Origin of the sequence: Pseudorhodoplanes sp., assembly GCF_035565795.1 — a bacterium.
Lineage (GTDB): Bacteria > Pseudomonadota > Alphaproteobacteria > Rhizobiales > Xanthobacteraceae > Pseudorhodoplanes.
The window spans coordinates 1-8,652 of record NZ_DATMRV010000196.1; the positions used below are offsets into that span (position 1 = coordinate 1).

General features: G+C 63.3%; 7 protein-coding genes. 3 read left to right on the forward strand and 4 right to left on the reverse strand.

The features are described from left to right. Nucleotides 1–662: MoxR family ATPase (locus tag VNZ93_RS17345; protein ID WP_325707853.1), on the reverse strand; the 662-nt coding region annotated here is incomplete at its 3' end. Between the two features lie 250 nt (nucleotides 663–912). Between VNZ93_RS17345 and VNZ93_RS17350 the strand changes: the two genes are divergently transcribed. From VNZ93_RS17350 to VNZ93_RS17360, 3 genes are read left to right on the forward strand one after another with little or no spacing between them, the layout of a single operon-like run. Continuing rightward, entirely contained in the window at nucleotides 913–2,913 is a 2,001-nt protein-coding gene (locus VNZ93_RS17350; RefSeq protein ID WP_325707856.1) for a flagellar hook-basal body complex protein, read from the forward strand. A 28-nt stretch (nucleotides 2,914–2,941) separates the two neighbouring features. Beyond that, nucleotides 2,942–4,804, forward strand: a complete 1,863-nt coding sequence (gene flgK, locus VNZ93_RS17355) for a flagellar hook-associated protein FlgK (protein WP_325707858.1) — start codon at nucleotides 2,942–2,944, stop codon at nucleotides 4,802–4,804. Between the two features lie 7 nt (nucleotides 4,805–4,811). Next, entirely contained in the window at nucleotides 4,812–6,299 is a 1,488-nt protein-coding gene (locus tag VNZ93_RS17360) for a flagellar biosynthesis protein FlgL (protein ID WP_325707861.1), read from the forward strand. 153 nt (nucleotides 6,300–6,452) lie between these two features. Here VNZ93_RS17360 and flaF read toward each other — a convergent pair whose 3' ends face one another. From flaF to VNZ93_RS17375, 3 genes are all read right to left on the reverse strand, one after another. After that, a complete protein-coding gene (gene flaF / locus VNZ93_RS17365) occupies nucleotides 6,453–6,818 on the reverse strand; it encodes a flagellar biosynthesis regulator FlaF (RefSeq protein WP_325707864.1) in 366 nt (121 codons plus the stop codon). Further along, nucleotides 6,760–7,194 carry a flagellar biosynthesis repressor FlbT gene (flbT, locus tag VNZ93_RS17370; protein ID WP_325707867.1) on the reverse strand — a complete coding sequence of 145 codons (435 nt, stop codon included), beginning with the start codon at nucleotides 7,192–7,194 and terminating at the stop codon, nucleotides 6,760–6,762. The genes flaF and flbT overlap by 59 nt, the downstream gene beginning before the upstream one ends. 117 nt (nucleotides 7,195–7,311) lie before the next feature. Then, nucleotides 7,312–8,652: flagellin (locus tag VNZ93_RS17375; RefSeq protein ID WP_325707870.1), on the reverse strand; the 1,341-nt coding region annotated here is incomplete at its 5' end.

Below are 8,652 nucleotides of genomic sequence, written 5' to 3' on the forward strand. Positions count from 1 at the left end.
GGCTTCTTCTTGAGGCCCGGGACCTCGCGGATCTCGTAAAACAGCTTGAGCGCTTCGGCGACCAGCCTCTGCTTGATGCCCGGAAAGTGCACATCGACAATCGCCCGCATCGTCTCGTTGTCGGGAAATCGGATGTAGTGAAAGAAACAGCGGCGCAGAAACGCGTCCGGCAGCTCCTTCTCGTTGTTCGAGGTGATGACTACGATCGGGCGCTGCTGCGCTTTGATGACCTCGCCGGTCTCGTAGACGAAGAACTCCATGCGATCGAGCTCCTGCAGGAGATCGTTCGGGAATTCGATATCGGCCTTGTCGATTTCGTCGATCAAGAGGACAGGGCGCTTCTCGCGGACGAAGGCTTCCCACAGCTTGCCGCGCTTGATGTAGTTGCGGATGTCCTTGACGCGCTCGTCGCCGAGCTGGCTGTCGCGCAGCCGCGACACCGCATCGTACTCGTACAGGCCCTGCTGCGCCTTGGTGGTGGACTTCACATGCCATTCCAGCAGCTCGGTGCCGACCGCCTTGGCGATCTCGTGCGCCAGCACGGTCTTGCCGGTGCCGGGCTCGCCCTTCACCAGAAGCGGCCGCTGCAGCGTGATTGCCGCATTCACCGCGACCTTGAGATCGTCGGTCGCGACGTAACCTTTGGTGCCTTCGAAACGCATGCAACGTCCTTTGCTTCAGTCAGTCTGGCGAATTCGCGCGGACACTAGTGCCTGATCTCGCGGGTGCAAACCGCTCCCGGAAAAATTTGCCGGGGCCCGGCAAAGCTGGCCGTGTCCGGCAGCCTTGGTTTTACACCAAGATATTGATTTTACGTGAGTTTCTCCGTGGCACGGCACTTGCGATGCCTTGTGTCGCAACATTTGCGGTCGCCTGTCGAGCTGCCGCCCCGCTGTTCTGGAGGATCAAGTAATGGGTATCTTCGGCGCACTTAACACCGCGGTCACCGGCATGCGCGCGCAGTCTTACGCGCTTGAAAACGTGTCCGGCAACATCGCGAACTCGCAAACCACCGCCTTCAAGCGGGTCGATACCTCCTTCCAGGACCTGATCCCGGACAACATTCCCTCCAAGCAGCTCGCCGGCGGCGTGATCGCGAGCGCGCGGATGACCAATACGGTCCAGGGCGATATCCAGGGCTCCTCCGTCGGCACCTTCATGGCGATCAACGGAGACGGCTTCTTCGTCGTGCAGAAGCCTACGTCGGTTCAGGACAATTCGCCGATCTTCGGCGGCTCCGACTATTACACCCGCCGCGGCGACTTCCAGCCGGACAAGAACGGCTACCTCGTCAACGGCGCGGGCTATTACCTCATGGGCCTGCCGATCGATCCGGCAACGGGCAACCCGACCGGCAGCGTGCCGCAACTGCTGCAATTCCAGAACGACTTCCTCCCGGCGCAGCAGACCACCACGGTCGACTATCGCGCCAACCTCGCCGCGACGCCGAGGACCAACAACTACGACGCCGACATGCCGGGATCGGAGCTGCTCAACCCGGCGAACTTCTCGGCCAATCCGGTCTACGGACCGCCGGCGCCGGCGAAGATCCTCGGCTCGGGTGCACACCTGTCACCGGATGCCGTCGCTGTCGCGACCGGTACGGTCGATCTTTCCGCGCTGACATCGGCCGGTGGGACGCTGGAAATCAACGGCCAGTCGATCGCCATCGCCAGCGGTGACGACGCGACCGACGTTCTGGCCGCAATCAATGCCGAGACCGGCAATACCGGTGTGACCGCATCGCTGAACGGAGGCCGGCTGGTTCTGACCGGCGCAAATGCAGACACCCATATCGAGATCGGAGGCGCCTCGACAATTTCGCTGCTGGGTGAACTCGGGCTGAATGTCGGCACGACCAATGCGACCAACCTTCTGACGCAGAATGCGGTTGGCGCCGGCCAGACCATGACGATTCAGGTTGGCGGCAACCCGGCCCTGACCATCACCTTCGGTACGGGTGTAGGTGAGGTGTCGACGCTCGCTGAACTCTCCGCCGCGCTGGGCGGCCTCACCGGCGGCACGGCCAGCGTCGTTACCGGCGGCGCCAATGCCGGCAATATCACGGTGACGGCTGCGAGCATGACCAACACGATCGAGATGGGCGGCACCGTCACGCACTCGATCTTCGGCATCCAGACGCTGACCGGCCGGCCCTCGAACGGCACCGTGATCGGCAACGACGAGCGCGCCTTCCTCGATGCCTCGCTCGGCGGCGGCGCCATCACCGCCTACGACGTTTCGGGAACGGCCGTGAACATCCAGCTGCGCTGGGCGAAGGTCGCCTCCCAGCAGAACGGCGGAACCGACACCTGGAACCTGTTCTATCAGGTCGATTCGAACGCCACCGGCACCGACGTCGCCTGGATGAACGCGGGCGTGAACTACACCTTCGGCCCCAACGGCCAGATGAGTCCGCTGGTGTCGACGCTGCAGCTCAACAACGTGACGATCGACGGGATCAGCCTTGGCAATATCCAGGTCAATCACGGCGCGGGCGGCATCACCCAGTTCGCCGATCCGAACGGCAATGCGCAGGTCAATCTGCTCAAGCAGAACGGCTACGCAGCGGGCGAACTGCAGACCATCTCGATCAGCGAAAAGGGCCGCATCGTCGGTTCCTACTCGAACGGTCGGACCATCGATCTCGCGGAGATCACGCTCGCGAATTTCACCGGCGCGGATTTCCTCAAGCGCATCGACGGCGGCGCTTTCGAGGCGACCGACGAATCCGGCACGCCGACCTATGGCGCGAGCGGCACGATCATCGGCTCCGCGCTCGAGGGTTCGAACACCGACATCGCGGACGAGTTCACCAAGCTGATCGTCACCCAGCAGGCCTACTCGGCGAATACCCGCGTCATCTCGACTGCAAACGACATGACGCAGGAACTGCTGAACATGCTGCGCTGAGCGTGGCGGCGGGCATTAGGACGACGCAATGAGCCTGACACAGGCCCTCAACACTTCGACCTCCGGCTTGCGCACGGTGCAGGCCGGGCTGTCGCTGATCGCCTCGAATGTGGCGAATGCGGAGACACCCGGCTATGTGCGCAAGACGCTGGTGCAGACCACGACGTCGGCCGGCGGGGCCGGCGTCAGTGTGCGCATTGCCGCCGTCAACCGCGAACTCGACATCTATCTTCAGCGCCAGCTGCGTACCGAGGCCGCGGGTGGCAGCTACGCCAATCTGCGGGCCGAGTTCTATTCGCGGCTGCAGAGCATCTATGGCCAGCCCGGCGCCGACGCGACGCTCGAAGTCGCGTTCAACGATTTTGCCTCCGCCGTGCAGACGCTCGGAACGTCACCGGAATCGCCGGCGGCGCGCGCTGCGGTGATCAGTGCCGCGCAGGTACTGACGCAGCAGCTGAACGGCATGACCAACGACATCCAGGCGTTGCGCAGCGATGCCGAGCTTGGATTGAACGACGCGGTATCGCGCGCCAACAACGCGATGGAGCGTATCGCGGCGATCAACCGCCAGCTTGCCCTCAACACGACGCCTGACGCCGCTGCGGCGACGCTGCTCGATCAGCGCGACATGTATATCGACGAACTGTCGCAGTTGATGGATATCCGGGTCATCTCGACCGACAACAATCAGGTCACCGTCTTCACCAATTCCGGCATCCAGCTGGTCAGCACCGAAGCCTCGCGTCTCGATTTCGACGCGAAGGGCACGATCATGCCGACGTCGCAATGGACCGCCGATCCTGCGACCCGCAGCGTCGGCACCATTTCCCTTGTGACGCCGACCGGCAACCGCGTCGATCTCCTGGCCAGCAATGCGATCCGCTCCGGCGAGATCGCGGCCTTTGTCGAGATGCGCGACCACATCCTTCCGGAAGCGCAGGCGCAGCTCGATGCGATCGCGGCGGCCATGGCGTCCAGCCTGTCGGACGCGACCGTTGCCGGCAACGCGGTGACAACGGGTGCGTATGAGGGCTTTGACGTCGACACCGCCGCGCTCCTTCCCGGCAACAAGATCAACCTGACCTGGACCGACACGACCACTGGCCAGCAGCATCGCGTCACAATCGTGCGCGTCGATGATCCGGCCGCGCTGCCGCTGTCGAACGACTTCACTGCCGATGCGGGCGACACGGTAATCGGTGTCGATTTCTCCGGCGGGCTCTCGTCGGTGGTCGCCCAGCTGAACAACGCTCTCAACGGGCGCGTCAATTTCTCCAACCCGTCGGGGACCACGCTTCGCATTCTCGACGACGGCGCGGCCAACAATTCGACCGTCGATGCCGTGACCTCGACCGTCACCCGCACCGGTTTTGGCGGCGGCGACGCATATCTGCCGTTCTTTACCGATGCCGGTACCCCTTATACCGGCGCGGTGACCGCGAACGGCTCGCAGACCGTCGGACTTGCCGGACGACTGGTGGTCAATGGTCAGCTGATCGCCGATCCCGCAAAGCTCGTCGTGTTCCAGGCCGGTGGAGCTGCCGGCGATTCCACACGGCCGAATTTTATCCTGAGCCGGCTCATGGATACGCCGGTCACGTTCTCGTCGAAAACCGGTATCGGCTCCGCGGCCACACCCTATACAGGCTCGCTGTCGTCCTTCCTGCGCCAGGTGATCGGTGCGCAGGGCGAGGCGGCCGAGAACGCAGCCAACCTTGCAAGCGGCCAGGAGGTTGTCGTGAACGCGCTCAAGTCGCGCGTCTCGGAAGCGTCCACCGTCAATATCGATATCGAGATGGCCAACCTGCTGACCTTGCAGAGTGCCTACGGCGCCAATGCCAGGGTGCTGTCGGTGGTCAAGGAAATGATGGAACGGCTGTTGAGCATCTGAGGCCACGATGAGCGTCGTAAACGTCGGCACGCGATCCCTGCTCTTGACCCAGTCGCTGGTCGGCATGCGCACGCAGCTCGGCGACCTGCAGCGTCAGCTCGCCACCGGCAAGCGCGCGGACAACTATGCCGGCATCGGGATCGACCGCGGCCTGACGGTCGGCCTTCGCTCGCATCTGTCGTCGATCAGCTCCTACAACGACACCATCACCAGCGTGAAAGTCCGGCTGGAGCTTGCGCAAACGGTGTTGAGCCGGGTGTCCGCGGCCGGTCGCGAGACCAAGGCGGTTGCCGCCGAGATGACCTCTGTGGACGGCCGTGCGACCGCACAGGCGAGCGCGACGTCCGCGCTCGGCGAAATGCTCGGCCTGCTGAATACGCAGGCCGGCGACCGCTTTCTGTTTTCCGGTCTGGCGAGCGACAAACCCTCGGTCGATACGCTCTCGCATATCCTCGATGGCGATGGTGCGCGCGCCGGTCTCAAGCAGATCGTGGCCGAGCGGCTTCAGGCCGATCTTGGCGCGACCGGGCTTGGGCGTGTCGAAGTGACGTCGCCGTCCCCAACGTCGGTTGCAGTGGGCGAAGAGTCGCCTGCGACGGTGTTCGGTTTCAAGCTTGTGGGCATCTCGTCTTCGCTGTCGGGTTCGACGGTCATGAGCCCGGCCGGTGTGCCGCCGCAGCAGATGTCAGTCGATCTTGGCGCGACCAATCCCGTTGCCGGCGAGTCCGTGCGGCTCAGCTTCAGTCTGCCGGACGGATCGACGGAGACAATTACGCTCACAGCAACGTCGACGACACCTCCTGGCGTCGGCGAATTCCTGATCGGGGCGGACTCGACCGAAACGGCTGCCAATCTGCAGTCGGCTCTGAGCACAAAAATCGGCTCTCTGGCGCGAACGGCATTGTCCGCCGCTTCCGCACTGGCCGCTTCGGGCAACTTCTTCGCAGAGCCTCCGCAGCGCGTCGCCGGGCCTCCATTCGACACCGCTACCGGGCTCGTGGCCGGGACCGCAACCGACACGGTGATGTGGTACACGGGTGAATCCGGTAGCCAGCCGGCGCGTGCGACGGCAATGGCCAAGGTCGATCAGTCGATCAGCGTCCAGTACGGCACGCGCGCCAACGAGGAAGGCATCCGCTGGCAATTGCAGCAGGTTGCCGCGCTTGCGGCGATCTCGATGACCAGCACCGATCCGGACTCCAGCGGCCGCGGCGCGGCACTCAGCACGCGCCTGCGCGCCTTGCTCGATGTGCCGCTCGGGACGCAAAGCATCGAGCAGATCCAGTCCGAGCTCGCGGGCGCGCAGACCTCGCTTGGAGCCGCGGAGAAGCGGCATCAGCAGACCAAGGCGACGCTTGGCAATCTGCTGCAGGAGATCGAAGGCGTCTCCAATGAAGAAGTGGCGGCCCAGATCCTGGCGCTGCAGACGAGCCTGCAGGCTTCGCTGCAGACCACTGCCAAGCTGTTCCAGACCAGCATCCTGAACTATCTGTAGTCCGCGGCGGGCGGAGCATGGTTCGCGCGGCTTTTTGGCGGCGCGTCGTCGCCTGACCTTTGGCCTGCCCCCTCGCGGCGCAAAGAGAAATGGCCGGGCAATGCCCGGCCATCTCACGAAACCAGAGATGCGATGCGCGTCAGGCCGTGCAGATCAGGCCCTTCCGCTCAGGCCGGCCGCAAGCTGACGATTGATGTTGATCAGGCTGCGCAGGCGTTCCGGCTGCGGATTGCCCATCACGTTCAGCGTATGGTTCAGAACGAAGATGCCGATATTGGCGATGTTCTGACGAACTTCGGCAGGCAGCGGATTGTCCGTATTGGTCGCCGAGGTCAGGAAGACCGTCCAGAGCTTGCGATTGAACAGCAATGCGTGGTCAAGCGCGCTGCGCTTGCTGTCCCAGTCGTCATGCACCGATTGCAATCGCGATGCTGCGCGCAGCAACAGCTGTGCTTCAAGTTCACGCGGACTTGCGGTCTGTTGTGCCACTGTCCCGTAGGCTTTGGCCGCGCTTTGCATTCGATAGCAGCTCCTGCTCGTATTCGATCAATTTCTTGGCCGATTTCAATGCTTTATACAGATCGCCAGTTAAGATTTGATTGTTGATGTCGGCGATGTATTGCCACGCGCTTGGCGCGGCCTGGAGAATGTCTTTCATCAGCGCGAAATAGACTTCGTGCTGCTGAGCAGGATCGCGGCCGATATACATGAGCTGCACCGCAAGATAGATGCGCTTCGCCGGCGTGTCGGCGCGCTCGGCCGTCATGATGTCACGCTCGCGCAGAATCGGTGCGTTGCCGTCAACCAGAAAGCGCGTGCGCTGATCGCTGTTGGTGATCACGCAATCGCCGATCAGGATGCGTTCGCCGGGCTTCAGTTCAACCTTCAGCGCCATGACGGATCTCCTTCGGGAATCGGGCGCCATGGTCGGCCCCGCATGGTTAATGCGGCGTAAAGAAAAACGGCGGGGCTTGCGCCCCGCCGTTCGATTGTCGGGATTGCAGGGTTCGGTTTAGCCGAACAGGCGCAGCACCGCCTGATCGGCCTGCGCCGAGAGCGACAATGCTGTGGTGGAGAGCTGCTGCCGGGTCTGGAGAGCCAGCATGTTGGCGCCTTCCTCGTTGGTGTCGGCCAGCACCAGGTTGTCCGCGCCGGTTTCCAGCGTGTTGATCAACTGCTTGGTGAATTGCTGACGGGTCTGAACGGTGCTGAGCTTGGAGCCGAAGCTGGTCGCCTGCGAACGCAGGGTGCGCAGCGCGCTGTCCACCTGTCCAAGGATCGTGTCGATCGATGCATTCGTCTGGAACGCGCCACTGGTGAGGGTTGAGATGCCGAGACCTGCGGAATCGAAGTTGACGCCCGCAATGACCAGCGAACTGGTGCCGTCTTCGTTGAAGACCACCTTCAGTTCGTCGCCGTTCAGGAGATTGATGCCGTTGTAGGAGGCGTCCTTCGCCAGCTGATCGATCTGATCGAGGATTTCGTTGAACTGCGTTTCCAGATTGGCGCGGACCGTTCCTGGCGTGGCAACGGTCGCCGTCGGCACATAAGCGCCGCCGGGGCCGGTACCGGTGTCGAGGCCCAGCGCCGTCACGGCCGCACCGGTCCCGCTGATCGTGATGTTCTCGCTCGAGGTCGAGGTGATCTCGATTGCGCCGCCGGCATTGACGGTCGCGATAATGCCGGTTCCGAGCGCGAGACCGTCCAGCCATGCATCGAGATCGGCGCGCGTGGTCGTGGCCGTGATGTTGAACGTGACCGGCGTGCCCGATCCGACCGCGATGCTCAGCGAGGAACCGGCAAGCGCTGTGAGATCGGCGTTGCTCGCAGGCGTCGCACTGTGTGTACCGTTCAGTCCGAGATCAGTGCCGAGCTGGCCGCCGATGGTGACCGAGCCGGTGGCCTTTCCGACCTGCAGGTTGCCGCCCGAATCCGTCAGCGTCACGCCGGTGACGGACGAAGCGGCAAGGGCTGCCTGGAGGCTGGTCAGATCCGAGAACGTGCCGGCGGAGGCATTCGCGCCCGAAGCCACGTAACGGAACGTGCCGGTGTTGGTGCCGTCGTTGATGGTCAGCGTGTCGCCGTCAACGGCGGCCGTGTTGGTGCCGAGAAGGGCGTTGCCGGTGCCGGTGTAGGCGGTGGTGAAGCTGTTGGTGTAGCCGGTTCCGGAGATAGTGATCGTGCCGGCATTGTTCACAACATTGCCAGCACCGAAGACGGTTTCCAGAGCGGTCTGAAGGCTCGCTGCATCGGTGAACGCGACGTTGCTGCCGGAGACGCCGTTGCCGCCCTCGTCGGATTCGAACACCGTCGTCACACCGTTATAGGTGATCGAAATCGTGTCGCCGTCGGC